Annotated in this window: 21 protein-coding genes and 4 tRNA genes; 12 read left to right on the forward strand and 13 right to left on the reverse strand. The window is 59.1% G+C overall.

Translation table 11 applies throughout. The features are described 5' to 3' along the window. Positions 1-33 precede the first annotated feature (33 nt). The 7 genes from clpX to ASD70_RS12705 form a co-directional block, all read right to left on the reverse strand. Positions 34-1,317 (reverse strand): ATP-dependent Clp protease ATP-binding subunit ClpX, encoded by a 1,284-nt coding sequence (gene clpX, locus ASD70_RS12675; protein ID WP_017136464.1) that lies wholly within the window; start codon positions 1,315-1,317, stop codon positions 34-36. A 112-nt stretch (positions 1,318-1,429) separates the two neighbouring features. Further along, positions 1,430-2,065 (reverse strand): ATP-dependent Clp endopeptidase proteolytic subunit ClpP, encoded by a 636-nt coding sequence (gene clpP, locus ASD70_RS12680; protein ID WP_043048706.1) that lies wholly within the window; start codon positions 2,063-2,065, stop codon positions 1,430-1,432. 91 nt (positions 2,066-2,156) lie between these two features. Beyond that, positions 2,157-3,467 (reverse strand): trigger factor, encoded by a 1,311-nt coding sequence (tig, locus tag ASD70_RS12685; RefSeq protein ID WP_056846610.1) that lies wholly within the window; start codon positions 3,465-3,467, stop codon positions 2,157-2,159. Between the two features lie 397 nt (positions 3,468-3,864). Next, positions 3,865-3,940: transfer RNA gene (locus ASD70_RS12690), tRNA-His, on the reverse strand. A gap of 78 nt (positions 3,941-4,018) precedes the next feature. After that, positions 4,019-4,103: transfer RNA gene (locus ASD70_RS12695), tRNA-Leu, on the reverse strand. Positions 4,104-4,159: 56 nt separating this feature from the next. Next, a tRNA-His gene (locus ASD70_RS12700) sits at positions 4,160-4,235 on the reverse strand. 32 nt (positions 4,236-4,267) lie between these two features. Continuing rightward, positions 4,268-4,344: transfer RNA gene (locus ASD70_RS12705), tRNA-Arg, on the reverse strand. 275 nt (positions 4,345-4,619) lie between these two features. Between ASD70_RS12705 and folD the strand changes: the two genes are divergently transcribed. Further along, positions 4,620-5,474: a bifunctional methylenetetrahydrofolate dehydrogenase/methenyltetrahydrofolate cyclohydrolase FolD gene (gene folD, locus ASD70_RS12710; RefSeq protein WP_046068717.1), complete on the forward strand. Its 855-nt coding sequence runs from the start codon at positions 4,620-4,622 to the stop codon at positions 5,472-5,474. A 111-nt stretch (positions 5,475-5,585) separates the two neighbouring features. Beyond that, on the forward strand, positions 5,586-6,008 hold the full coding sequence (locus ASD70_RS12715; RefSeq protein WP_068967425.1) for a hypothetical protein: 423 nt from the start codon (positions 5,586-5,588) through the stop codon (positions 6,006-6,008). On the opposite strand, the gene ASD70_RS28335 is transcribed toward ASD70_RS12715, so the two are convergent. Then, on the reverse strand, positions 5,910-6,425 hold the full coding sequence (locus tag ASD70_RS28335) for a hypothetical protein (protein WP_080944634.1): 516 nt from the start codon (positions 6,423-6,425) through the stop codon (positions 5,910-5,912). The two genes, ASD70_RS12715 and ASD70_RS28335, sit on opposite strands and share 99 nt — an antisense overlap. Positions 6,426-6,658: 233 nt before the next feature. On the opposite strand from ASD70_RS28335, the gene ASD70_RS12720 reads away from it, so the two are divergent. Together ASD70_RS12720 and pbpG are read left to right on the forward strand one after the other, a co-directional pair. Further along, positions 6,659-7,621 (forward strand): bifunctional GNAT family N-acetyltransferase/nucleoside diphosphate kinase regulator, encoded by a 963-nt coding sequence (locus ASD70_RS12720; protein WP_177342318.1) that lies wholly within the window; start codon positions 6,659-6,661, stop codon positions 7,619-7,621. A 596-nt stretch (positions 7,622-8,217) separates the two neighbouring features. Beyond that, the gene (gene pbpG / locus ASD70_RS12725) at positions 8,218-9,141 is read left to right on the forward strand and encodes a D-alanyl-D-alanine endopeptidase (protein ID WP_046068719.1); all 924 of its coding nucleotides are present in this window, start codon (positions 8,218-8,220) and stop codon (positions 9,139-9,141) included. Positions 9,142-9,266: 125 nt separating this feature from the next. On the opposite strand, the gene ASD70_RS12730 is transcribed toward pbpG, so the two are convergent. Then, positions 9,267-9,929, reverse strand: a complete 663-nt coding sequence (locus tag ASD70_RS12730) for a peptidase C39 family protein (protein WP_046068720.1) — start codon at positions 9,927-9,929, stop codon at positions 9,267-9,269. A gap of 210 nt (positions 9,930-10,139) precedes the next feature. Between ASD70_RS12730 and ASD70_RS29135 the strand changes: the two genes are divergently transcribed. After that, on the forward strand, positions 10,140-10,301 hold the full coding sequence (locus tag ASD70_RS29135; RefSeq protein WP_005789305.1) for a hypothetical protein: 162 nt from the start codon (positions 10,140-10,142) through the stop codon (positions 10,299-10,301). Here ASD70_RS29135 and ASD70_RS12735 read toward each other — a convergent pair. Then, positions 10,298-10,708, reverse strand: coding sequence for a PA0061/PA0062 family lipoprotein (locus tag ASD70_RS12735; RefSeq protein WP_046068721.1), 411 nt, complete (start codon positions 10,706-10,708; stop codon positions 10,298-10,300). The two genes, ASD70_RS29135 and ASD70_RS12735, sit on opposite strands and share 4 nt — an antisense overlap. A 204-nt stretch (positions 10,709-10,912) precedes the next feature. Here ASD70_RS12735 and ASD70_RS12740 point away from each other — a divergent pair, with 204 nt between their 5' ends. The 4 genes from ASD70_RS12740 to ASD70_RS12755 all read left to right on the forward strand — a co-directional run bounded on the left by ASD70_RS12740 (position 10,913) and on the right by ASD70_RS12755 (position 17,399). Beyond that, positions 10,913-14,134 (forward strand): efflux RND transporter permease subunit, encoded by a 3,222-nt coding sequence (locus ASD70_RS12740; protein WP_056846611.1) that lies wholly within the window; start codon positions 10,913-10,915, stop codon positions 14,132-14,134. Further along, positions 14,124-15,293 carry an efflux RND transporter periplasmic adaptor subunit gene (locus tag ASD70_RS12745; protein WP_056846612.1) on the forward strand — a complete coding sequence of 390 codons (1,170 nt, stop codon included), beginning with the start codon at positions 14,124-14,126 and terminating at the stop codon, positions 15,291-15,293. Before ASD70_RS12740 ends, ASD70_RS12745 begins: the two co-directional genes overlap by 11 nt. Continuing rightward, the gene (locus tag ASD70_RS12750; protein ID WP_056846613.1) at positions 15,277-16,695 is read left to right on the forward strand and encodes an efflux transporter outer membrane subunit; all 1,419 of its coding nucleotides are present in this window, start codon (positions 15,277-15,279) and stop codon (positions 16,693-16,695) included. Before ASD70_RS12745 ends, ASD70_RS12750 begins: the two co-directional genes overlap by 17 nt. A gap of 245 nt (positions 16,696-16,940) precedes the next feature. Next, entirely contained in the window at positions 16,941-17,399 is a 459-nt protein-coding gene (locus tag ASD70_RS12755) for an REP-associated tyrosine transposase (protein WP_056846614.1), read from the forward strand. A 122-nt stretch (positions 17,400-17,521) separates the two neighbouring features. Here ASD70_RS12755 and ASD70_RS12760 read toward each other — a convergent pair whose 3' ends face one another. After that, positions 17,522-18,805 (reverse strand): Zn-dependent hydrolase, encoded by a 1,284-nt coding sequence (locus ASD70_RS12760; RefSeq protein WP_056846615.1) that lies wholly within the window; start codon positions 18,803-18,805, stop codon positions 17,522-17,524. Between the two features lie 46 nt (positions 18,806-18,851). Next, entirely contained in the window at positions 18,852-20,339 is a 1,488-nt protein-coding gene (locus tag ASD70_RS12765) for an NCS1 family nucleobase:cation symporter-1 (protein ID WP_056846616.1), read from the reverse strand. A 593-nt stretch (positions 20,340-20,932) separates the two neighbouring features. Between ASD70_RS12765 and hydA the strand changes: the two genes are divergently transcribed. The 3 genes from hydA to preA all read left to right on the forward strand — a co-directional run bounded on the left by hydA (position 20,933) and on the right by preA (position 25,176). Then, positions 20,933-22,372, forward strand: a complete 1,440-nt coding sequence (gene hydA / locus ASD70_RS12770) for a dihydropyrimidinase (protein ID WP_046068728.1) — start codon at positions 20,933-20,935, stop codon at positions 22,370-22,372. Between the two features lie 162 nt (positions 22,373-22,534). After that, positions 22,535-23,902: an NAD(P)-dependent oxidoreductase gene (locus ASD70_RS12775; protein WP_046068729.1), complete on the forward strand. Its 1,368-nt coding sequence runs from the start codon at positions 22,535-22,537 to the stop codon at positions 23,900-23,902. Beyond that, on the forward strand, positions 23,902-25,176 hold the full coding sequence (preA, locus tag ASD70_RS12780; protein WP_056846617.1) for an NAD-dependent dihydropyrimidine dehydrogenase subunit PreA: 1,275 nt from the start codon (positions 23,902-23,904) through the stop codon (positions 25,174-25,176). Before ASD70_RS12775 ends, preA begins: the two co-directional genes overlap by 1 nt. Before the next feature lie 113 nt (positions 25,177-25,289). Here preA and ASD70_RS12785 read toward each other — a convergent pair whose 3' ends face one another. After that, positions 25,290-25,910: a TetR/AcrR family transcriptional regulator gene (locus tag ASD70_RS12785; protein ID WP_043048725.1), complete on the reverse strand. Its 621-nt coding sequence runs from the start codon at positions 25,908-25,910 to the stop codon at positions 25,290-25,292. Between the last annotated feature and the right edge of the window lie 106 nt (positions 25,911-26,016).

Genomic DNA, 26,016 nt, shown 5'->3' on the forward strand with positions numbered 1-26,016 from the left:
AGGCCCCTTGCTTGTACCGCTACCGCTGGACGCTTACGCGTCTGGCGCTGCCTTGGCAGCCGGCTCACTGTTTTCGTAGATATACAGTGGCTTGGACTTGCCTTCTATAACGCTTTCGTCGATCACCACTTTACTCACCTCGGACTGCGAGGGGATTTCGTACATGGTGTCGAGCAGCACGCCTTCAAGAATCGAACGCAGGCCACGTGCACCGGTCTTGCGCTCCAGTGCCCGCTTGGCCACCGATTTGAGTGCGTCGGTACGGAACTCGAGGTCTACACCTTCCATCTCGAACAGCTTGGCGTATTGCTTGGTCAATGCGTTTTTCGGCTCGGTGAGGATCTGAATCAGAGCAGCCTCATCCAGCTCGTCCAACGTGGCCAGGACCGGCAGACGGCCAACGAATTCCGGGATCAGACCGAACTTGACCAGATCGTCAGGTTCGACTTCACGCAGGGACTCGCCCACCTTCTTGCCTTCTTCCTTGCTGCGCACTTCCGCGCCGAAACCAATGCCGCCACGGGTGGAGCGCTGCTGGATAACCTTCTCCAGGCCAGAGAACGCACCGCCACAGATGAACAGGATGTTACGCGTGTCAACCTGAAGGAATTCCTGCTGCGGGTGCTTGCGGCCACCCTGGGGCGGTACGGAAGCAACCGTGCCTTCGATCAGTTTCAACAGGGCCTGCTGCACGCCTTCACCGGAAACATCCCGGGTAATCGACGGGTTATCGGACTTGCGCGAAATCTTGTCGATTTCGTCGATATAGACAATACCCATTTGGGCCTTTTCTACGTCGTAGTCACACTTCTGCAGCAGTTTCTGAATGATGTTCTCGACATCTTCACCCACGTAGCCAGCCTCGGTGAGGGTGGTGGCGTCGGCAATGGTGAACGGAACGTTCAACAGGCGAGCAAGGGTTTCAGCAAGCAGGGTTTTACCCGAGCCTGTAGGACCGATCAGCAAGATGTTGCTCTTGCCGAGTTCGACTTCGTCGCCTTTCTTGTCACGCTGGTTCAAGCGCTTGTAGTGGTTGTACACCGCTACGGCCAGAACCTTCTTTGCACGCTCTTGACCAATCACATACTGGTCAAGGATGCCGCTGATTTCTTTCGGCGAAGGTAATTTATGCGCACTGCTCTCGGCCTGGGCTTCCTGCACCTCCTCGCGGATGATGTCATTGCACAGGTCGACGCATTCGTCGCAGATAAACACCGAGGGGCCGGCAATCAATTTGCGCACTTCATGCTGGCTTTTGCCACAGAAGGAGCAATAGAGCAGCTTGCCGTTGTCCTCGCCGTTGCGGGTGTCAGTCATTCGTTCGATCCAAATCCGATAGGCTTGCAACACAAGATGAAGGCTTATGCGGGCTTTTTCAAGCCCGCCAGTGGTCGGACATGCCGACCAGCCCTATTTTGAGCGGCTTATATTAAGCGGGGCGCTTGTCGATCACTGCGTCGATCAACCCGTATTCTTTCGCGGCTTCAGCGCTCATGAAATTATCACGGTTGGTATCACGCTCGATTTCTTCCAGGGTGCGCCCGCTGTGGTGGGCCATCAGTTTATTGAGGCGTTCGCGGATGAAGAGGATTTCCTTGGCATGGATTTCGATATCCGACGCCTGGCCCTGGAAACCGCCCAGTGGCTGGTGAATCATCACACGCGAGTTAGGCAGGCAGTAACGCTTGCCCTCGGCACCCGCGGTCAGCAGGAACGCGCCCATGCTGCAGGCCTGGCCGATACAGGTGGTCGACACGTTTGGCTTGATGAACTGCATGGTGTCGTAAATCGACATGCCCGCTGTCACCGAACCGCCCGGCGAGTTGATGTAGAGATGGATGTCCTTGTCCGGGTTTTCCGCTTCAAGGAACAGCAGTTGCGCACAGATCAGGTTGGCCATGTAGTCCTCTACCGGGCCCACCAGAAAGATCACTCGCTCCTTGAGCAGGCGCGAGTAGATGTCGTAGGCGCGTTCGCCACGAGCGGACTGCTCGACAACCATCGGGACCAGGCCGCCTGCGGCCTGGATATCAGAGTTCTGCTGAATATAGGAATTACGGAACATGCTCTGCAGTTACTCCCAAATAGTCATGTCTTGAAAACGCATAAGCCAGCGCGAGGCTGGCTTATGGTTGAATTTCCAACGAGTTGGACAATCAGTCGGCTTGTGCTGCTTCCGCCGGTTTGACTGCTTCTTCGTAAGAGACCGCTTTATCGGTCACCTTAGCCTTCTGCAGAACAGTATCCACAACTTGTTCTTCCAGCACAACCGAACGTACCTCGTTCAGCTGCTGGTCATTCTTGTAGTACCACGCCACGACCTGCTCAGGCTCCTGGTAGGCCGAAGCCATTTCCTGGATCATTTCGCGAACACGGTCTTCATCTGGCTTGAGGTCAAACTGCTTGACCACTTCAGCCACGATCAGGCCCAGCACAACGCGGCGCTTGGCTTGCTCTTCGAACAGCTCGGCCGGCAGTTGGTCAGGCTTGATGTTGCCACCAAACTGCTGCACAGCTTGTACGCGCAGGCGATCCACTTCGTTGGACAACAGGGCCTTAGGCACTTCGATCGGGTTGGCGGCCAGCAGACCGTCCATGACCTGGTTCTTGACCTTGGATTTGATCGCCTGGCGCAGCTCACGCTCCATGTTCTTGCGAACCTCGGTGCGGAAGCCTTCGATGCCGGTTTCCTTGATACCGAACTGAGCGAAGAATTCTTCGTTCAGTTCTGGCAGCTTAGGCTCGGAAACGCTGTTGACGGTCACGGTGAACTCGGCGGCTTTGCCGGCCAGGTCCAGGTTCTGGTAGTCAGCAGGGAAAGTCAGGCTCAGCACGCGCTCTTCGCCGGCCTTGGCGCCAACCAGGCCGTCTTCGAAACCCGGGATCATGCGGTTGGAACCCAGCACCAGCTGGGTGCCCTTGGCGGAGCCGCCAGCGAAGACTTCGCCGTCAACCTTGCCAACGAAATCGATGTTCAACTGGTCTTCGTTCTGGGCAGCACGGTCGGCCACTTCAAAACGGGTGTTCTGCTTGCGCAGGATTTCCAGCATGTTGTCCAGGTCCGAATCAGCCACTTCGGCGCTCAGGCGCTCGATGGCGATACCGTCGAAACCGGCCACTTCGAACTCTGGGAACACTTCGAATACGGCAACGTATTCCAGGTCCTTGCCCGCTTCCAGGGACTTGGGCTCGATCGAAGGCGAGCCAGCCGGGTTCAGCTTCTGCTCGACAACGGCTTCGTAGAAGGAAGCCTGGATCACGTCACCTACAGCTTCCTGGCGCGCATCGGCACCAAAACGACGCTTGATTTCGCTCATCGGCACTTTGCCTGGACGGAAACCAGCGATCTTGGCCTTCTGGGCAGTCTGCTGCAGACGCTTGTTGACCGCAGTCTCGATACGCTCTGCCGGCACGGTGATGCTCAGGCGGCGCTCGAGAGCAGTAGTATTTTCAACAGAAACTTGCATGGATATTCCTCGTTGCACAGACGTTAGCCGGCCATTTCCGACCCCAATCAAGGGCATGCATTCTAGTGGGTCAAACTCAAGAAGTCACCCTACTGAAAATACACCGGAAAACCGCCGGCAATTTATCGGTACGAAAGCACTGATGTACCTCGCCCCGGTGACAAATACAGCCAATTGCGCCAGGGCCCTGCGCCGCCTCTATATATAGAAGGCGAAGCCGTTCATCTCCCTGACGGCCCGCCCTGCGAACAGAGTGGGCAGGCAGCGCGGCATCATCGAGATACACAAATACGATGAAACGCCCTGCCGATGCGGCCCAGTATCTGCAACCGCCGAATATTCAAACCCCTGAAACCAAAAAAGGCGCCAGACTGTTAAATCTGGCGCCTTTCGAATATGGGGTGGACGAAGGGGATCGAACCCTCGACAACGGGAGTCACAATCCCGTGCTCTACCAACTGAGCTACGCCCACCATATTGCGTTAACAAAGAAACCAAACCACTTCTTCTTTGTCCAGCCCTACTGGCCTGACGGCCGAGCAAAGCTTAATTGGTGCGGATGAAGAGACTCGAACTCTTACGCCTCGCGGCGCTGGAACCTAAATCCAGTGTGTCTACCAATTCCACCACATCCGCGCTTGAAGCTCTTAAAGCAAAGGCGCCAGATGATTAATCTGGCGCCTTTCAAAATATGGGGTGGACGAAGGGGATCGAACCCTCGACAACGGGAGTCACAATCCCGTGCTCTACCAACTGAGCTACGCCCACCATATAGCGCTACTTGTGCCAAAGCTGCCTAATGGCGCACCCGGCAGGACTCGAACCTGCGACCATCCGCTTAGAAGGCGGATGCTCTATCCAGCTGAGCTACGGGCGCCTTATTAATCTGTACTCTTGGAGGATTACAAACTAAGTGCTTCCAGCCTTGCAGGACAACTATTCTGCTCGACCTTCTTAACCAGTGCTAGGCTGTGCCCGACAAGTGCGACGAATAGTATAGATGCCCCGGAAACCCGTCAAATCTTTTTTGAAAAAAACTGATTTTATTTAAGGGGTTAGGGCAATTTGCAGACCAAGCGCCTTTGCCCTCGCGCCTTGGCGTGCGAGAATGCGCGCACTTTTCTTCCCCCTCTTGATGGTTAATCACGCGTAATGACTGCACAACTTATCGATGGCAAATCAATCGCCGCCAGCCTGCGCCAGCAGATCGCCAAACGAGTCACCGAGCGCAGCCAGCAAGGCCTGCGTACGCCGGGGCTCGCGGTGATCCTGGTCGGCAGCGATCCTGCCTCTCAGGTTTATGTCTCGCACAAGCGTAAAGACTGTGAAGAGGTCGGCTTTATTTCCAAGGCCTATGACTTGCCTTCCGAGACCACCCAGCAGGCCCTTACCGACCTGATCGACGGCCTCAACGAAGACCCGGCGATCGATGGCATCCTGCTCCAACTGCCGTTACCCGAGCATCTGGACGCTTCCAAGCTGCTGGAGCGTATCCGTCCGGACAAAGACGTCGACGGTTTCCACCCTTATAACGTCGGCCGACTGGCACAGCGCATCCCGCTGCTGCGCCCGTGCACACCCAAAGGCATCATGACCCTGCTGGAAAGCACCGGTGTCGACCTGTACGGCCTCGATGCCGTTATCGTCGGCGCATCCAATATCGTCGGTCGCCCAATGGCCATGGAGCTGCTGCTGGCCGGTTGCACCGTGACCGTCACCCACCGCTTCACCAAGGACCTGGCCGGCCACGTCGGCCGTGCTGACCTGGTGGTGGTCGCCGCCGGCAAGCCGGGCTTGGTGAAAGGCGAATGGATCAAAGAAGGCGCCATCGTCATTGATGTGGGCATCAACCGCCAGGACGACGGCAAGTTGGTCGGCGATGTAGTCTACGAAACCGCCCTGCCCCGCGCAGGCTGGATCACTCCAGTGCCAGGCGGCGTCGGCCCAATGACCCGTGCTTGCCTGCTGGAAAATACCTTGTACGCAGCGGAAACCCTGCACGGTTAATAACCAGGCGTAATGAAAAAGCCCTGCCTTAGCGCAGGGCTTTTTATTACCCGAAAAAACTGTTTTTGTTAGTTTTAAGCACTTTCGTCTGTCTCTAGAAGAACATTGGAAATGTACCAGCACCAGTGCGCACTTCTCGTAGACGAGCTGGTGGAGACCGAGCGCATGTTGCGCAGGGCTCGAGCGAATATCGCCGGCCTGATGCAGATGAACGACCTGCCGGTTACCGGCAAGATGGCAGCAGAAGAAAAGCTTCGATCTGTTGAGGCCGAGCTCAGCCTCAAAAACGTCGAATACTCGGAAAGAGGCAAAGAGATCATGGGCCTGAAGAAGATTTCATACCAGAACGAGCATTTGCGCGTGGAAAACCAGCGTCTTCTGCTCGAACTGGTGGCACTTATCTATGAGCGCGCGTCGAGCTATAAACGAGCGAGTTCAGACAGTGCGTTTGCTTTGGTGGATATCTCGAAGTGCGAGCCATGCCAAGTAGAAGACACCCGTGCGTCCGCAGAACAGGCCGACCGTAAACCCTGATGCGGCACCAGCAAGGACGAGCATTTCCACAGTGGCCGAGAATTCTCGATGTACGGCAGCTTGATAACCGATGAAGTATTTCACGGCAAAAAAGAGAAGCGAGATACCAAGAACTTTCCATGTCCCAGGAACGATCAGGTGCTTGCCCTCCTCGTCCAAAGTCAGTCCGCGTCGAGGAAATAGTGCAAATGCGACTAGGCCACCTAAAAGCATTCCCGTGGCCCAGCTGCCCACGGTCAATTCAACGCGGTCCGCGTAGCTGAGAGAAAGGAGTGACCAGGCCACCAAAACAACCGGTGTGATGATCAGCGACCGCTGACTCTCACGACTGGTTTTCCTGGCACTAAAACCGTAGTAGCAGACTAAGAGAAATGCGCCGTAAACCCACAGTGGCGTGCCTTCCAGAGCATCGAACATTGTTCAGCTTCCTTGCCAAAGTTTGTGGCCGGATGCTGGCACAGCCTCGTAAATGTTGCCACTTATTTCAAACAACACGAGCGCCCTCAGGAGGCTGCATCGGAATGTCGGCGGGTCATGAAAAAAGCTGAGCTGGATTGGCGAGCAAGCGAGCGGTGGTCTCTTGGAACTCTCTGGGATGTTCGCCATTACTCGCGGTATGTCTTAAAATATCCGGTTGCCGAAGAACCGCCATGACCATATCCATGAAGGGCTTCAATCCTTTACAAATAAGTGTGGTTAAGATGAACAAGCCTTTCATTTCGCTGTGCCCTGAAATTACTCGGGCGCATGCGCTGACATTAATGAATTGGTTAGAGGATGAGCGCGTCACCTGCTATCTGAGCGATTCGCGCCATGTCTCCCGCGCCATTGAGCAAGCCATTGATCGGACCCAGTTGCCGATCCTGACCCATCTATTCAACCGGGGCGGCAGATTCTTTATGGCCTATGACCGGCATGACGCCCCGGTGGGCTTTGTCCGTCTGGTCAAGACCGACTCAAATTGCGAGATAGTCCTAGTCATCGGAGACAGCGACAAATGGGGCCGAAACCTAGGCGCCCGCACGATCCGCGAAGGCATGAAACTGGCCTTCCTCGACATGCGGGCCGAGAAGCTCATCGCCAAGATTCACCCGGACAACTCGCGCTCGCTGAAAGCCTTTCTGCGCAGCGGCTTTATGCTTGAGAGCGAAACGCCGACATTGAAGTCGTTTTCCATGACGGCGGCGCGCTATTTCCAGTTCTTGCGCGAAGGAGCTGGTGGCGACTCCACCAGGATCTACATCACTGAAATCGACAAGGCCAGGCTCGAGAATCTAATCGCGCTCGAGCAAGGCCCGGCGGTTGTTGAACTCGAACATGAGCTTGAGCGAGCCATTGTCGTTAAACCGCAGCAGGTGGCGTGCAATGTCATCACGATGAACTCTAGGGCATTGCTGCAACTGGGCGACGAAGAGTTCGAAGTGGCCTTGGTCTACCCTGAAGACGCGGACAGCAACGCAGGGAAGCATTCCGTGTATTCCGACATAGGCGCCGCCATCCTTGGCTATCAGGAGGGTGACGCCATCGACTGGCGAATTTCTGATCGGACCCACCGGATTGAGATCAAGAGAGTGCTTTACCAGCCGGAGGCTGCGGGCGACTTCCACCTATAATTGCGCCTTGTGCTCAGTATTCGCCCATCAGACGCGAGGACTCCCCAAAGGACGGCGCCTCGCCTTCCGTGCCTGAGCGATCCGTTGTAGGGTCAAGGGTAGGAGCAGAGCCAGTTGCGAGAGGCAGGAGGCGGTAGAACAGACCTGGCCGGCTCCTGCGACAGTTTTAATTCTCTAAATCCAAGCCTTCCCGTAATACCCCACCCCAAAACAAATTGCCACCACCGGCCACCGGAGGGCGGCGCCTGACTGGAGATAATCCATGGACGAACAGTTCTACCTTCAAGACGGCCGCAGTCACGCCTATGTCGGCGACGGGTTGTCGTTCTGAGGCCTCGAGGTTCCGGGTACGTAACCGACCCGGCCAAGGCCCAGGTGTTCACCTGTGTCGTCCACGACCGACTGGTCGGAAGCTGGGAAGCTGGAGCAATCCATGATTGGTTCAAAATCGGTACAACCCTAACCAATCATCGGCTTAGAGCCTTTATTTAAAGGCTCTCTACCACTTTATGATCCATACTCCTAGAATGTAACGTCATTTGTCATAAAACCCGTTCCCGGACGGTATTTCTTTACTTTTTAGCGAGTTCATCCGCGTGAAAATTCGTCTTTCAATTATCAGCCTGTTTTTCGCTTTCACAGGCACCTTCGCCCACGCTGCCGAATCCACTCTGGCCCCGCGTGATGCGTCCAAACTGCAGATTGCTTCCGGCAGTGCCATGCTGGTGGACTTGCAAACCAATAAAGTCATTTATTCCAGTAATCCTGACGTGGTAGTACCCATCGCTTCGGTGAGCAAGTTGATGACCGGCCTGATTGTGCTGGAAGCCAAGCAGAACATGGACGAATACATCGACATCAACATCACCGACACGCCGGAAATGAAAGGTGTGTTCTCGCGGGTAAAGATCGGCAGCCAGATGCCGCGCAAGGAAATGCTACTGATCGCGCTGATGTCCTCGGAAAACCGCGCCGCGGCGAGCCTGGCCCATCACTATCCGGGTGGTTATGCAGCCTTCATTGCGGCGATGAACGCCAAGGCCAAGGCCCTGGGCATGACCAGCACCCACTATGTTGAGCCCACTGGCCTGTCGATTCATAACGTGTCGACTGCCCGCGACCTGAGCAAGCTACTGGCTTATGCGCGCAAATTTCCGATGCTGAGCCAACTGAGCACCACCAAGGAAAAAACCGTGGCGTTCCGCAAGCCCAACTACACCCTGGGTTTCTCCAATACTGATCACCTGATCAACCGCGCCAACTGGGACATCAAGCTGACCAAGACAGGCTTTACCAACCAGGCTGGTCATTGCCTGGTATTGGTGACCAGCATGGGTAACCGCCCGGTGTCGCTGGTGATCCTGGATGCCTTTGGCAAATTCACCCATTTTGCCGACGCCAGCCGGATTCGCAGCTGGGTCGAGACCGGCAAAGGCGGCGCAGTGCCGGACGTGGCGTTGCGCTACAAGGCTGACAAGAATCTGAAGAACCGGGGGAATGCGGTAGAAGTTCGCCGCTAACCTCACCAGCATTACTGAAGCACCGCAAACCAATGTGGGAGGGGGCTTGCCCCCGATAGCAGTGTGCCAGGCTATAAAACTTATCCTGATAGACCGCTATCGGGAGCAAGCCCCCTCCCACATTTTTATTTGCGCTCTGCCAGAACCTTGAGCGCCTGCGCTGCCGCTTGCTCCTGCCCCGCCTGGCCCGTTGCATTCGCCGCATTACGCCAGCGCTGCGCATCCACATTCGCCGGCAGCTGGCTCGGCCGCTGAGTCAGGATGGCCCAGTGCCCCGCGCTCTTCCACGCCGATTCGAAGTCGCTGAACCCCATGGTCAATCGGCGCTCGTTCCCGGAACGCAACAACACCGTACTCTTCTGCTGGTTGAACCCCACCACCACGACATAGCGCGCCCCGGACCAGAAGCTGGAGTTGATTCGCGCCATTACCGGGTAACCTGCCGCCACCTGCGCAAGCAGCGCAGTCAGCTTGGCATCCAGCGGGTAGACCATCAGCCCGTATTCACGGGCCAGTACCTGCATGTTGCGTTCAAGATCCGCCTCAGCGCCCGGAAGACGCAGCGGCTTATCCAAAAGCCCGGGTGTCATGACAATGCCTTGTTGCGACAGCATGCTGGCCAATGCCGTAGGACCGCTCTGATAAGCCTCGCTGCGGAAGGTCGGCACGCCGTTGAGTTCGACGCGCTCTGGCAGGCCAGGCAGTTTCGAGGGCTGGCTGGAACAGGCCACGAGCCCCAGGGTAACGGCCAGCAGCAGTGAGGTTCTAATGTTCGACCGTGTACACAATTTTTTGACTCTCTTGATCAACTGCCGGTGAAGGCCCCGATCATAGGGCGCTCTGCGACGTGGGTATAGCCCACTGAGCTAGTAAAGCCTTGCTGATAGAGCAAAGAAGTTGGACAGACTCGACCATTGGTCAATAACAGGCAACCGCCGTGTAGCTAGACTGTCCATTGAGAAGACTGTGTGTGCCCCAAGGGGCGAAAGGAGGCCCGAATGAGCCTTGCTACGACGATTTTCCTGTTGATCTGCGGTTGGCTGGCGGTCGCCGCCGCCATGCTGTGGGGCGTGATGCGCGTGACCCGCCGGCATCATCACCCCCACGTCAAACCCGCAGCCCCCGCCAAGCCGCCCAAGGCGACGGCGCATCATGCCTAGCCAGGCATGCAATTGAAGTCCTGAGTCGCCGCGATTTCCTTGCCGTGCCCATCCTCGAGGGTTGCACGCACGGTGGTACCCAGGCTCGACTCCACCAGGGTGTAGTGTTCGCCCGCCTTGAAATGCTTGTACTCGATCCGGCCCTGGCAATCCTGCTGGTTGTCGTCGCCTGGCTCCTCTTCAAATAACGTTACGTCCAGGCGATGGTCCCCCGGGGTCACTTCAAAATAGCGGCCGTCATTCACGCGCTGGCCGTCAACGCGCTCAGCCATCAGGTCGTTCGGTGCTTCTTCCTTCAAGCCGATCCAGGCTTCGCTGGGGTCAGCCTTGGGGATAGGGCCGGCGCAGGCCGAGAGCAACAATACAACGCCAAGTGCGGGAATCAACAACAGGGGTCTATGTGACATGGCAGGGCTCCAAAGGCATCAAAAAAAGGGGGTATCCGATGGCTGACAAGCTTGATCAGCCCGCCTTTGTAGAACAAATGAATACATATGAAACGATCTTCAGCCGTTAACTAAATCTTCCTTCACCTGGCTGAAAGGTGCGTGTTAGGTGGGTCGGGCAAGACTGCCGGGGTTTGCAACCCTGCTTTTCTCGGAGACTCACGCATGCTCGGGCTGGTAAAGACCGCACTGCAAAAGCCGTACACGTTCATCGTGTTGGCCATATTCATCTGCATCATCGGGCCCATGGCGGCCCTGCGCACGCCTACTGACGTGTTCCCCGATATCGGTATCCCGGTGGTCGCCGTGGTCTGGCAATACAACGGCCTGTCCCCGGACGCCATGGCCGGGCGGGTGATCTACACCTACGAACGCTCCTTGAGCACCACCGTCAACGACATCGAACATATCGAATCGCAATCGCTGCCCGGCATGGGCATCGTCAAGATCTTCTTCCAGCCGGGGGTCGATATCCGCACCGCCAACGCCCAGGTCACGGCGGTGTCACAAACCGTGCTCAAGCAGATGCCACCGGGCATTACCCCACCGCTGATCCTCAACTACAGCGCCTCCACGGTGCCGATCCTGCAAATGGCGTTCTCCAGCCCCAGCCTCTCGGAAGCCAAGATCCGCGACCTGGTGCAGAACAATATCCGCCTGCCCCTGAGCGCCCTGCCCGGCTTGGCTATGCCTACGCCGATGGGCGGCAAGCAACGGCAGATCACCCTCGACCTTGACCCGCAGGCCCTCGCCGCCAAAGGCTTGTCGGCCCAGGACGTGGGCAATGCCCTGGCGTTGCAGAACCAGATCATCCCGGTGGGCACCGCCAAGCTCGGCCCCAACGAATACACGATTTTGCTCAACAACAGCCCCAAGGCGATCGATGAGCTCAACGACCTGCCGATCAAGACCGTCGATGGTGCGCTGATCACCATCGGCCAAGTGGCCCACGTGCGCGACGGCTCGCCACCACAGACCAACATCGTGCGCGTCGACGGCCATCGCGCGGTGCTGATGCCGGCGTTGAAGAACGGCAGCATCTCTACCCTGTCGATCATCGACGGCATCCGCCAGATGCTGCCACGCATCAACGAAACCCTGCCGCCTTCACTGAAAACCTCACTGCTGGGTGATGCCTCGGTGTTCGTCAAGCAATCGGTGGGCAGTGTGGCCCAGGAAGGCATCATCGCCGCGTTGCTGACCAGCGCGATGATCCTGCTGTTCCTCGGCAGCTGGCGCTCGACCCTGATCATTGCCGCGTCGATTCCCCTGGCGGTACTGTCGGCCATTGCGCTGCTGGCGGTCAGCGGGCAAACCCTCAACGTGATGACCCTCGGCGGGCTGGCGTTGGCGGTGGGGATCCTGGTAGACGACGCCACGGTGACCATCGAAAACATCAACTGGCACCTGGAACAAGGCAAGGCGGTGAAGACTGCGATCCTCGACGGTGCCGCACAAATCGTCGGCCCGGCATTCGTCTCGCTGCTGTGCATCTGCATCGTGTTCGTGCCGATGTTCTTGCTGCAAGGCATCGCCGGTTATCTGTTCCGGCCGATGGCCCTGGCGGTGATCTTTGCCATGGCCAGTTCGTTCATCCTGTCGCGCACCCTGGTGCCGACACTGGCGATGTTTCTGCTCAAGCCGCACACACCGGAGCCAGGCGTTGGGCATCATCCTGAAGACGCGTTCATCAACCACCATGAAGGCGAGCAGCACAAGCAGCCGCGCAATGCCGCGCTGCAAGCCGTATTGAATTTCCAGCAAGGTTTCGAGCGCCACTTCTCGAATATCCGCGACACCTACTATGGCTTGCTGACGTTGGCCCTGGGTCATCGCAAGCGCTTTATCGTGGGTTTTCTGGCCTGTGTACTCGCGTCATTCCTGCTACTGCCAAGCCTGGGCCAGGACTTTTTCCCGGCCACCGATGCAGGAGCCCTGGCGCTGCACGTGCGTTTGCCGCTGGGCACGCGCATCGAGGAAAGCGCCGCGGCCTTCGACCGCATCGAAGCGCGGATCCGTGAAGTGATCCCCGCCGAAGAACTGGACACCATCGTCGACAATATCGGCATCCCGCTAAGCGGCATCGACATGGCCTACAGCAGCAGCGGCACCATTGGCCCGCAGGATGGCGACATCCAGGTCACCCTGAAAAAAGACCATGCGCCCACTGCCGACTACGTGAAAAAACTGCGTGAAGCCCTGCCGCAGAGTTTCCCCGGCAGCCACTTCGCCTTCCTGCCGGCCGACATCAGCAGCCAGATCCTCAACTTCGGCGCGCCGGCCCCGCTGGATGTAAAAATCTCCGGGCGCAGCGATGAAGAAAACCGCGCCTACGCCGTGGAACTGGAGCGACGCCTGCAACATGTGCCGGGCATCGCCGACCTGCGTATCCAGCAGTCCACCGGCTATCCATCATTGCAGGTGAATGTCGACCGCATGCGTGCCAATGGCCTGGGCATCACCGAGCGCGACGTCACCAACAGCATGGTCGCCTCCCTCGCTGGCAGCTCGCAAACCGCACCGACCTTCTGGCTTAACCCGGCCAATGGCGTGTCCTATTCCATTGTTGCTGCCACCCCGCAATACCGCCTCGACAGCTTGCCGTCCCTGGAAGCGCTACCCGTGACCGGCGCCGATGGCCAGTCGCAGATCCTTGGCGGCGTGGCCACCATTTCCCGTGTGCAAAGCCCGGCGGTGGTCACCCACTACAACATCGAACCGACCCTGGACCTGTATGCCAACGTACAAGGCCGCGACCTCGGCGGCGTCGCCCGCGACGTGCAAAAAGTCCTGGATGACACCGCCGCCATGCGCCCCAAGGGCGCGACGATCAGCCTGCATGGGCAGATCGATGCGCTGCATGAGGCGTTCAGTGGCTTGAGTTTCGGTTTGCTCGGCGCGGTGGTGCTGATCTATCTGCTGATCGTGGTCAATTTCCAATCCTGGGCCGACCCCTTTGTGATCATCACGGCCTTGCCGGCTGCACTGGCGGGCATCGTGTGGATGCTGTTCCTCAGTGGTACCTCATTGTCGGTGCCGGCCCTTACCGGAGCCATCTTATGCATGGGCGTGGCCACCGCCAACTCGATCCTGGTGGTGAGCTTCTGCCGTGAACGCCTGGCCGAACATGGCGATGCATTGAAGGCGGCGCTTGAGGCGGGCTACACACGCTTCCGCCCGGTGTGCATGACCGCCCTGGCGATGATCATCGGCATGCTGCCCCTGGCGATTTCCGAGGAGCAAAACGCCCCGCTCGGCCGTGCGGTCATCGGCGGACTGATCTTCGCCACCCTCGCCACCCTGTTGTTTGTTCCCGTGGTCTTCAGCCTGGTCCACGGTCGTCACCCTACTCGCGCTGCAGCTGGAGAAACCGCACATGTCGTCTGATCAAAAACCCTCGCGCAAGCGTCTGATGCTCATGGGTGCCGGCGGCCTGACGTTGGCCGCCCTGTTGGTCGCCAGCGGCCTGCACGCTCGCACGCTGCACGAACAATCGGTCACTGCCTGGACCGAGGCCGCCGCCATCCCCCAAGTGATGGTGTTTCAACCCAAGCAGAACGCCGCCGGCGATACCCTGCGCCTGCCCGCGCACCTCGAGGCCTGGAGCAAGGCACCGATCCATGCGCGGGTCAGCGGCTACTTGAAGGACTGGAAAGTCGACATCGGCAGCCAGGTCCAGGCCGGGCAGATCCTCGCCGAAATCGACAGCCCCGACCTTGATCAACAACTGGCCCAGGCCCATGCGCGGCTGATCCAACAACAAGCGAATGCGCGCCTGGCCGCCACCAGCGCGACCCGTTGGCAAAACCTGCTGGCCAGCCACTCGGTATCGCGCCAGGAGGCCGATGAAAAAACCTCCAACGCCGCGGCGGCCAAGGCCAACGCCCAGGCCGCCGCTGCCGACTATGCGCGACTGTCGGCGCTGGAGAGCTACAAGACCATTCGGGCGCCATTCGCCGGCACCATTACTGCGCGCAACACCGATATCGGCCAGTTGATCAAGGCCGATACCGACAGCGACCCTGAGCTGTTCAACATTACCGACACTCACCAGTTGCGCCTGTATGTGCCGGTGCCGCAGAACTATGCAGCGGTGATCCATCCTGGCCTGGAAGCCGAGCTGACCGTGCCCGAACACCCTGGCGAGCACTTCAAGGCGCGCCTGATCGGTGACTCCACCGCCATCGACCGCCGCTCCGGCACCCTGCTTGCCCAGTTCGTCGCCGACAACCCCAACGGCGAACTGCTGCCCGGCGATTACGCCGAAGCCACCCTGCCGATCCCGGCCGATACCCATGGCGTGAGCATCCCGGCCAGCGCCTTGATCTTCCGCGCCCAGGGCACCCAGGTTGCGGTGCTGGACAAGCACAATCATGTGCACTTGCAAGCCATTCATATCGGCCTCGACCTGGGCGAACGCCTGGTGATCGACCAAGGCCTGAAGCCCGCCGACCGCATCATCGACAACCCGCCTGACGCCCTGCGCGAAGGCGACTCGGTGCAACTGGCTGACGCCTCCGGAGGTGCCCATGCGCCCAAGGCTTAAACCCCTCGCCGCACTGATGCTGCTGGCATTGCAGGGGTGCTCGATGGCGCCCACCTACACAATGCCGAGGGTGGACCTGCCGACTCATTACCGCGAACAGACCAGCGACGGACCGTGGCACAGCGCACAACCGTCCGACCAATTGGCGCCCGAATGGTGGAAGCTCTACAACGACCCAACGCTGGATAACCTGCAACAGCGCCTACTCCAGGCCAACCCCGACCTGGCGGCAGCGCTGGCGCATTTCGATGCGTCCCAAGCGTATGCCAGCCAGTTGCATGCCGGCCTGTTCCCGCAACTCACCGCCAGTGCACAACCGCTGCGCCAGCGACAATCGGATTCGCGACCGTTGCGGGGGAGCACGCAGCCGTCGGTGTACAACAGCAACACCGCCGGCTTTTCCCTGAGCTATGACCTCGACCTGTGGGGCAAAATCCGCAACCAAGTGGCTGCCGGGAATGCCCAGGCGCAAGCGTCCGCGGATGACCTGGCGGTGGCGCGATTGAGCCTTCAACACCAATTGGCGAGCTTGTATGTGCAGCTCAATGGGTTGGATGCACAGGGCCGGATACTCGACAGCTCACTGGAGGATTTCCGCCAGGCGCTACAGCTGACCCGCAACCGTTATGAAGGCCAGATTGCTTCGGAGCTGGACCTGACCCGCGCACAAAACCAACTGGCGCAAGCCAAGGCCGAACGCGATGAAGTGCGTGGGCAACGCAACCTGACCGAGCATGCCATTGGTGAATTGGTGGGGGTGGCGGCCAGCGATTTTTCATTGCCACCCAGCCCCCAGTTGCTTGCGTTGCCGGGGGTTCCGTCGCAGTTGCCGAGCCACCTGCTGCAACGCCGCCCGGACATCGCCGCGGCGGAACGACGGGTGTTTGCGGCCAACGCGAATATCGGCGTGGCCAAGGCCGCGTGGTATCCGGATTTCAGCCTGACCGGGTTGATTGGCGGGCAAACCCAAGGCGTGGGTAACCTGCTGTCTGCAGGCAATCGCTATTGGGCGCTGGGGCCGCTGGTGAATCTGCCAATCTTTGATGGAGGGCGGTTGAGTGCCAACGAACGCCAGGCCAAGGCCGAGTTTGAAGAGGCATCGGCGCAGTACCGTAGTCAGGTGTTGAAAGCCGTGAGAGAGGTCGAAGATAACCTGGGGCAGCTAAGGGATTTGCAGCAGCAAGCGCAGGATGAACAGGCAGCGGCGGATGCGGCACGGCATACCCAAGCCCTGGCGATGAACAGCTATCAGGCCGGGGCCGTGAGTTACCTGGATGTGGTCACCGCCCAGACAGCGGCGTTGCAGGCGCAGCGGACATTGCAGGCGGTGCAGACGCGGCAGTTGCAGGCGAGTGTGGGACTCGTGACCGCACTCGGCGGCGGCTGGCAGCCTGGGGCCTGACATCACCCTACACCCGATGGCGGTGAGTCAGTCAATGATGCTGTGATTCAAATACTGCAATCGGGAGCAAGCCCCCTCCCACACTGGTTCTGCGCCAGACACACAATGAATGAACACTGCGCAACTCATGTGGGAGGGGGCTTGCTCCCGATAGCGCCCTTCCAGACACATCCTGCCAAAAGCCTACCCGCCAGCTTCTTGCTCTGCGGTCTAGCCTCCCTAGACACATCTGAGAGGGCCAGCGAATGGCAGATTTACCCGCTTCACACCGCCTGCGCATCGGTCGATTCAGCGAGCCGAATCGCATCTACCTCATCACCACCAACACCCATGAACGCCTACCCATCTTCAGCGACTTTTATCTCGGTCGCCTGGTGGTCTGGCAATTTCGCATCGCTCAATACCAAAGACTGGCGAACTCTCTGGCATGGGTGATCATGCCCGACCACTTTCATTGGATCGTCGAGCTGCGAAAAGGCTCGCTGGCGGATTTGATGTGTCAGGTGAAATCGAAAAGCACGCGCACCGTGAATGGTGCAAGCGGCCGTAAGGGGCGGTTGTGGCAGGAGAGCTTCCATGACCGTGCCCTGCGCAAGGAAGATGACCTGGTGAAAATGGCACGGTATGTGGTGGCCAATCCATTGCGAGCGGGGTTGGTCGAGCGGATTGGCGACTACCCACTGTGGGATGCCATCTGGGTATAACTCCAAATACAATTCAAATGTGGGAGGGGGCTTGCTCCCGATAGCGGTGGTTCAGTTAATACACATGTACCTGACCCACCGCTATCGGGAGCAAGCCCCCTCCCACATTTTTTTACTGCATTTCAAGCGGCTAACTTGCCGCTGGCGATTGCCGTTGAGGCCGCCACCATCGCCCTTAACAACACCGCACATCCCGCCGCCAAATCATCCGGCGCGGCGTTCTCGATTTCGTTATGGCTGATGCCACCTTCACACGGCACGAAGATCATCCCCGCCGGGCCCAGCTCGGCGACGAAGATCGCGTCGTGCCCTGCCCCGCTGACGATATCCATGTTCGACAGGCCCAGGCTATTGGCCGCATCGCGCACGGCATCGACACAGCCTTTGTCGAAGTACAACGGCGGGAAATCAGCGGTAGGTTCCATCTCGTAAGTCAGGCCATGTTTGGCACAGGTGTCATCGATCACCTGGCGTACCTGGGCAATCATCGAATCCAACCGCGCAGGTTCCAGGTGACGGAAGTCGAGGGTCATGCGCACTTCACCGGGAATCACGTTGCGCGAGCCCGGATACGCCTGCAGGCAACCCACGGTGCCGCATGCATGAGGCTGGTGCCCAAGCGCGGCCGCATTCACCGCTGCCACCACCGCTGCCGCACCCACCAGGGCATCCTTGCGCAGGTGCATGGGCGTCGGCCCCGCATGGGCTTCCACGCCACGCAGTTTCAGGTCGAACCACTTTTGCCCCAGGGCGCCGAGCACCACGCCGATGGTTTTCTTTTCATCTTCCAGGATCGGCCCCTGTTCGATATGGGCTTCAAAATACGCGCCGACCTTATGCCCGCTCTCAGGGCGTGTGCCCGCGTAGCCAATCGCGTTCAATGCGTCGCCGACACTGACGCCATCTACATCGACCTTGGCCAAGGTATCGGCCAGGCTGAACTTCTCGGCGAACACCCCGGAGCCCATCATGCACGGCGGGAAACGCGAACCTTCTTCGTTGGTCCACACCACCACTTCCAGCGGCGCCTCGGTTTCGATCTTTAAATCGTTGAGCGTGCGCAACACTTCCACGCCGGCCAACACACCAAAGCATCCGTCGAACTTGCCGCCGGTGGGCTGGGTGTCGATGTGGCTGCCGGTCATCACCGGGGGCAGGTCGGGATTGCGGCCCGGGCGGCGGGCGAAGATATTGCCGATGCCGTCGACGGTCACTGTGCAACCGGCCGCTTCGCACCACTGCACGAAGAGGTCGCGGGCCTTGCGGTCGAGGTCGGTAAGGGCCAGGCGACACACCCCGCCCTTGGGGGTGGCGCCGAGTTTGGCCAGGTCCATCAGCGACTGCCACAGGCGGTCGCGGTTGATGTGCTGATGGGTCGATTGCAGAACGTCGAGGGCAGCGTTCATGGGGATCTCCTCAGGCTGTATTTCTTATGATTGCATTTCATATTCACTACAACGGTGATTTGGCAGCCACTGGGTTGGTCGCACGCTTGGCATTCAAACCGTAATACAACACTCCACCCAAGGCCGAGCCGGTAAACCAGCCATAGCTGTAGAACCAGCTGAACGCATCACTGCCCAGGGACAGCAGCGTCAGCACCACCGGCACACCAAAGGCGATAAAACCGCTCCAGTTCCAGGCGGGGTACACGTCATCGCGGTACAAGCCCGCCAGGTCCAGCTGCTGTCTGCGGGTGATGAAGTAGTCCACCACCATGATCCCGGCAATCGGCCCCAGCAGGCTCGAATAGCCCAGCAGCCAGTTGGAATACACCGTCTCCAGGCTCACATCGGAAACGATCAAGCCGAGTTTTTTCAGCAGCTCATGGGCCATCAGTGCCAGCCCGACCAGACCGGTCAGGATCACCGCCGTGGTGCGGTTGATCAGCTTGGGCGCAATGTTCTGGAAGTCGTTGGTGGGCGAGACAATGTTCGCCGCTGTGTTGGTGGACAAAGTGGCGACAATGATCAGCGCCATCGCCACGGCCACCCATACCGGGCTCTGGATATGGCCTATCAGGGTCACCGGGTCGGAGACACTGACCCCCACCAGTTTTACCGAGGCGGCGGTCATGATCACGCCGAGGGCGGCGAACAGGAACATGGTCAGCGGCAAGCCGAAAATCTGCCCGAGGATCTGGTCTTTCTGGCTCTTGGCGTAGCGGCTGAAGTCGGGAATGTTAAGCGACAAGGTAGCCCAGAACCCCACCATCGCCGTCAGCCCCGCCATGAAATAACCGGTGAGGCTCGCGCCTTCGGGGCGCTTGGGTGGGATCGCCATCAATTCGCTGAGGGACACATTCGGCATCGCCCACACCAGCAGGCCAACCCCCACGGCCACCAGCAGCGGTGCCGACAAGGTTTCCAGGCGCTTGATCGACTCGGCACCACGCAGCACCACCCACAGGTTCAGGCACCAGAAGATCATGAAACCGATCACCTCACCGGTACCACCAAGGGCCTTCCAGCCGTCGAAAATCGAACCCAGGAACAGGTGAATCGCCAACCCTCCAAACATCGTCTGGATACCAAACCAGCCACAGGCCACCAACGCGCGAATCAGGCACGGCACGTTGGAACCGAGAATGCCGAATGACGAGCGCAGCAGCACTGGAAACGGAATGCCGTACTTGGTGCCTGGAAAAGCGTTGAGGGTCAGCGGGATCAGCACCACGATATTGGCCAGCAGGATCGCCATCAGCGCCTCGCCCACCGACAGCCCGAAATACGCGGTGAGCACACCGCCCAGGGTGTAGGTGGGCACGCAGATCGACATGCCGACCCACAACGCGGTGATGTGCCATTTGTTCCAGGTGCGCTCGTGCACCTTGGTGGGTGCCATGTCGTGGTTGTAGCGAGGGCTGTCGAGGACGTCGGGGCCGGCGTCGAGTTCATACAGGCCGTTGCGCTCGATGACTTGCGATCTGTTCTGTTGCATGGCCGCTCCACGGTTTTTTTAAAATTATTGTTGCTCACCTGCACGTTGTGTCCAGGTGGCCGGAGTACCGCGTAAACAACATGACATCACGGGCTCCTGCCAGCCGCCACTGCACTCAATTACCGTGCCGACAACCCAACTTGAACCCGCACCGCTTATATAACGTGCTGATGTTATTCAACTTTCAGATTGTATTCAGGCGTCCGTCGACGTTATGCAGACTACATAACGCCAACGTTATCCGAACCGTCCGGACTCAATCTGGTGCAACACAATTATTTTTATTTGCCGACGCCGTCAAGAGGCATATCTCAAGCGTCTGATTTGCAATAAGAAATGTTGCTCAAAAGCAGAACCTGTCAAGTGCGTCAAAACGGTGAAGTGTTGCTACATTTTGGTGACTCAGTAATTTTTACTCTATAAATCAGTAGCTTAATGTCAGAAAAAGCTGAAGAAAAATCTTCTTGCTCAATCTAAAAACTCGGGCTAGTTTCTATTCCTGTCACCGATGACAGGAATTAACCGACCATCGGCGTGCAGCATTACAACACTTAGAACTGGCACAAGCCGGTCAAGCCTGTGAGGAACTCGACATGTCGCTGTTGATCCGTGGCGCCACCGTTATTACCCATGATGAAAGTTACCGCGCCGATGTTTTATGCGCAGGCGGTCTAATTCGCGCCATTGGCACGGATCTGGATATACCCGCCGGCACTGAAATACTCGATGGCAGCGGCCAATACCTGATGCCGGGCGGCATCGACCCCCATACCCATATGCAACTACCCTTCATGGGCACCGTGGCCAGTGAAGACTTTTTCAGTGGTACGGCGGCGGGTCTGGCCGGTGGCACCACATCGATCATCGACTTCGTGATTCCCAACCCGCAGCAATCGCTGATGGAAGCGTTTCACCAGTGGCGCGGCTGGGCAGAGAAGTCCGCCTCCGACTACGGCTTTCATGTGGCAATCACCTGGTGGAGCGAACAGGTACGCGAAGAAATGGCCGAGCTGGTCAGCCATCACGGCATCAACAGCTTCAAGCATTTCATGGCCTACAAGAACGCGATCATGGCTGCCGACGACACCCTGGTGGCCAGCTTCGAGCGCTGCCTGGAACTGGGCGCGGTGCCCACCGTACATGCCGAAAACGGCGAGCTGGTGTACCACCTGCAACGCAAGCTGATGGCCCAGGGCATCACCGGGCCGGAAGCGCATCCGCTGTCGCGCCCGTCCCAGGTGGAAGGCGAAGCGGCCAGCCGGGCGATTCGTATTGCCGAGACCATCGGTACGCCACTGTACCTGGTGCATGTGTCGACCAAGGAAGCGCTGGATGAGATCACCTACGCCCGGGGCAAGGGCCAGGCGGTCTACGGCGAGGTGCTCGCCGGCCACTTGTTGCTGGATGACAGCGTCTACCAGCACCCCGACTGGCAGACAGCCGCCGGCTATGTGATGAGCCCGCCTTTCCGCCCGCGCGGGCACCAGGAGGCTCTATGGCACGGCCTGCAATCGGGCAACCTGCACACCACCGCCACCGACCACTGCTGCTTTTGCGCCGAACAAAAAGCCGCTGGGCGTGACGACTTCAGCAAGATCCCCAACGGCACCGCCGGCATCGAAGACCGCATGGCGCTGCTGTGGCACGAAGGCGTCAACACCGGGCGCCTGTCGATGCAGGAGTTCGTTGCGCTGACCTCCACCAACACCGCGAAGATCTTCAACCTCTACCCACGCAAAGGCGCAGTGCGCGTAGGTGCCGACGCCGACCTGGTGCTGTGGGATCCGCAAGGCACGCGAACCATTTCGGCCAAGACTCACCATCAGCAGGTCGACTTCAACATCTTCGAAGGCAAGACCGTACGCGGCGTGCCGAGCCACACCATCAGCCAGGGCAAGCTGGTCTGGGCCGATGGCGACCTGCGCGCCGAACGTGGCGCCGGGCGCTATGTGGAGCGGCCCGCGTACCCGTCGGTGTTTGAGCAGTTGAGCAAGCGGGCGGAGCATTCCCGGCCGGTTGCTGTGAAGCGCTGATACCGCCATCGGGGGCAAGTCGAATCGTCGCACCGCCCCTCCCACATTTGATCGGGTTCACATAGATCCAGTGTGGGAGGGGGCTTGCCCCCGATGAGGCCAGTACAGCCAACAAAAATGCCCACATAGAGGCAATCCAAAAAAAACCGTGAGGCCACCACCGTGATCCAGACCCTGACCCACCTCCCCCACCCCCGAGAAGACGGGGCCACCCTCGCCAGCCAATTCACCGACCTAGCACCGCCCCTTAACGCCCGCCAAGCCCAACTGGAAGCCTCGCGCTGCCTGTACTGCTACGATGCGCCATGCGTGAATGCGTGCCCCAGCGAGATCGATATCCCGTCGTTCATCCGCAATATCCACACCGACAACGTCCAGGGTGCTGCGCAGAAAATCCTCTCGGCCAACATCCTCGGCGGCAGCTGCGCCCGAGTCTGCCCCACGGAGATCCTCTGCCAGCAAGCCTGTGTACGTAACAACGCCGAAGAATGCGCCCCGGTGCTGATCGGCCTGTTGCAACGCTACGCCATCGATAACGCGCACTTCAACGAACACCCTTTCCAACGCGCCGCGCCCACCGGCAAACGCATCGCCGTGGTCGGCGCCGGGCCGGCGGGCCTGGCCTGCGCCCACCGCGCTGCATTGCACGGCCATGACGTGGTGATTTTCGAAGCCCGGGAAAAAGCCGGTGGCCTGAACGAGTACGGGATCGCCAAATACAAACTGGTGGATGACTTTGCCCAGAAGGAACTGGATTTCCTCCTGCAGATCGGCGGCATCGAAATCCGCCACGGCCAGCGCCTGGGCGACAACCTGAGCTTGAGCGAGCTGCACCAGCAGTTCGATTCGGTGTTCCTTGGCCTAGGCCTGGCCGCCAGCAAACAGCTCGGCTTACCCCACGAAGAGGCCCCGGGCCTACTCGCCGCCACCGACTACATCCGCGAACTGCGCCAGGCCGATGACCTCAGCCAATTGCCCCTGGCCGACCGCTGCATCGTACTCGGCGCCGGCAATACCGCCATCGACATGGCCGTGCAGATGGCCCGCCTCGGTGCACGGGATGTGAACCTCGTGTACCGCCGCGGCCTCGCGGACATGGGCGCAACCCACCACGAACAGGACATTGCCAAGGCCAATCAGGTGCGGTTGTTAACCTGGGCCCAACCCGAAGAAGTGTTACTCGACGATCAGGGACGAGTCCGCGGCATGCGCTTCGCCCGTACTCACCTGGATAACGGTCGCCTGCTGCCCACTGGCGAAACCTTCGAGCTGGCCGCCGATGCGATCTTCAAGGCCATCGGCCAAGGGTTTGACGGCGACGCGCTGCACGACCCGCTGGCCCAGCAACTGCACCGCGTGGGCGAGCGCATCTTTGTCGACGAACAGCTGCGCACCAGCATCCCTGGCGTGTATGCCGGCGGTGATTGCGTCAGCCTCGGCCAGGACCTCACCGTCCAGGCCGTGCAACATGGCAAGCTGGCCGCCGAGGCCATGCACGCTCAACTCATGCTGAATGTGGAGGCTGCGTAATGGCCGATCTCTCGATTGTATTCGCCGGTATCAAGGCCCCCAATCCATTCTGGCTGGCCTCCGCGCCGCCCACCGACAAAGCCTATAACGTGGTCCGCGCTTTCGAAGCCGGCTGGGGCGGCGTGGTGTGGAAAACCCTTGGGGAAGACCCCGCGGCGGTCAACGTGTCGTCGCGTTACTCAGCGCATTACGGGGCCAATCGCGAAGTGCTGGGCATCAACAATATCGAACTGATCACCGACCGTTCCCTGGAGATCAACCTGCGGGAAATCACCCAGGTCAAAAAAGACTGGCCCGACCGTGCGCTGATCGTGTCGCTGATGGTGCCGTGCGTTGAAGAATCCTGGAAAAATATTCTGCCCCTGGTGGAGGCCACCGGTTGCGACGGCATCGAACTGAACTTCGGCTGCCCCCACGGCATGCCCGAACGTGGCATGGGCGCAGCGGTCGGCCAGGTACCGGAGTATGTGGAACAGGTGACACGCTGGTGCAAGACGTATTGCTCGCTGCCGGTGATCGTCAAGCTCACGCCCAACATCACCGATATCCGCGTGGCAGCAAGAGCAGCGTATCGCGGCGGTGCGGACGCGGTGTCGTTGATCAACACCATCAATTCCATCACCAGCGTAGACTTGGAGCGCATGGTCGCCCTGCCGGTGGTCGGCACTCAGAGCACCCACGGCGGTTACTGCGGTTCGGCGGTCAAGCCGATAGCACTGAACATGGTCGCCGAAATCGCCCGCGACCCGCAGACCCAGGGCCTGCCGATTTGCGGCATCGGCGGTATCGGCAACTGGCGCGATGCCGCGGAATTCGTCGCCCTGGGCTGCGGCGCGGTACAGGTGTGCACGGCGGCGATGCTGCATGGCTTCAGGATTGTGGACGAGATGAAGGACGGGCTGTCGCGTTGGATGGACAGCCAGGGTTACACCAGCCTGCAGGCATTTTCGCGGCGGGCCGTGGGTAACACTACAGACTGGAAGTACCTGGATATCAACTACCAGGTGATCGCCAGGATCGACCAGGCGGCGTGTATCGGCTGTGGGCGTTGCCACATTGCTTGTGAGGATACTTCGCACCAGGCGATCGCCAGTTTGAAGCAGGCAGATGGCACGCATAAGTACGAAGTGATTGATGATGAGTGCGTGGGCTGCAACCTGTGCCAGATCACCTGCCCGGTGGCGGACTGTATTGAGATGGTGCCGATGGACACCGGCAAGCCGTTTTTGAATTGGACGCACGATCCACGTAATCCTTATCGCGAGGCTGTGTAGGCCTTTTAGACCGCTATCGGGAGCAAGCCCCCTCCCACATTTGATCAGGTTCACATAGATCCACTGTGGGAGGGGGCTTGCCCCCGATGAGGCCCTCAGCCACACGACAAGACTCAAGGCTCCAACCCGATCCCTCGCAAAATAACGCTGGTCACCGTCTGAATCGCTTTCTCAAACTGCATATCCGACAAAGGCTGGTGATCATTCAAGATTTTCACCTGGTGATCAAAGTCGGCATAGTGCTGGGTCGAGGCCCAGATCATATACAGCAGGCTCGAAGGCTCCACCGGCAGGATGCGTTTGTCTTCCACCCACTGGCGAATCTTCGCCTCCTTCATCTTGGCCCAGTCGTACAGGCTTTCATCCAATGCCTCGCCGAGGGTCGGCGCGCCGTGGATGATTTCATTGGCCCAGACCTTGGAGCCATAGGGTCGCGTCCGCGAGCGCTGCATCTTGGCTCGGATATAACTGCTGAGCACCACCCGCGGGTCGTCGAAGGTCTCGAAGCTCAGGGCGTCCTGCTTCCACAGCTCGAGCAGGTCGAACAGCACCGCGCTGTACAGCTCGCTCTTGGTGGTGAAGTAGTAATGCAGGTTAGAGCGAGGCAGTTGCACCTCTTCGGCGATGTCGGCCATGGCGGTGCTGCCATAGCCTTTTTCGGCGAAGACTTTTTCTGCGGCCAACAGGATTTTCTCGACGTTGACTCGACGAATTCCACTCTTGTGATTGCCCATAAGGGCTCCCTGACAACAACACGGCCTAAAGACTACCACCGGCTCTAGATCGGGGCGACAGGCCAAGCCGAAACTTCGTACACTGCCCGCTCCTACCCATTGATTG

The organism is Pseudomonas sp. Root569 (assembly GCF_001427465.1).
GTDB classification, from domain to species: domain Bacteria; phylum Pseudomonadota; class Gammaproteobacteria; order Pseudomonadales; family Pseudomonadaceae; genus Aquipseudomonas; species Aquipseudomonas synxantha.